The sequence below is a fragment of the Lyngbya aestuarii BL J genome (assembly GCF_000478195.2).
Lineage (GTDB): Bacteria > Cyanobacteriota > Cyanobacteriia > Cyanobacteriales > Microcoleaceae > Capilliphycus > Capilliphycus aestuarii.
This window is the reverse complement of the sequence record NZ_AUZM01000436.1, coordinates 1-290: the sequence shown is the minus strand read 5'-3', so window position 1 is coordinate 290 and position 290 is coordinate 1. Positions and strand designations below refer to the sequence as shown.

The window sequence follows — 290 nt, the reverse complement described above, 5'->3', positions numbered from 1 at the left end:
TCTCTCTCGAGTCTTGGCATACAATTGGAAGGGCAAAGACGGAATCTGTTGGAGGGATAAGATGTTAGTGATTTTGATGGAGAACCAACTTCTCGAACCGCAGCGAGTTTGTCAAGGTTGTCCACTTTCAGATCGTAGTGGTCAGCCTCGCTGGAGAGGAGGACAACTCAGTTGTGGTCATCCGGTTGGTAAAACGACAGAAAACCTTCCCAGTCAATATGAGTGTCAGATGGGTTTTAGAATTGCGAATATTGAATAGAAGTTTAAGCAATACTTTAAATACTGAGGAT

At 43.4% G+C, this 290-nt stretch carries 1 protein-coding gene; it reads left to right on the top strand.

All coding sequences use genetic code 11. The features are described from left to right. The first annotated feature begins 61 nt into the window (after positions 1-61). A complete protein-coding gene (locus M595_RS28835; RefSeq protein WP_009787029.1) occupies positions 62-259 on the top strand; it encodes a hypothetical protein in 198 nt (65 codons plus the stop codon). The last annotated feature ends 31 nt before the right edge of the window (positions 260-290 follow it).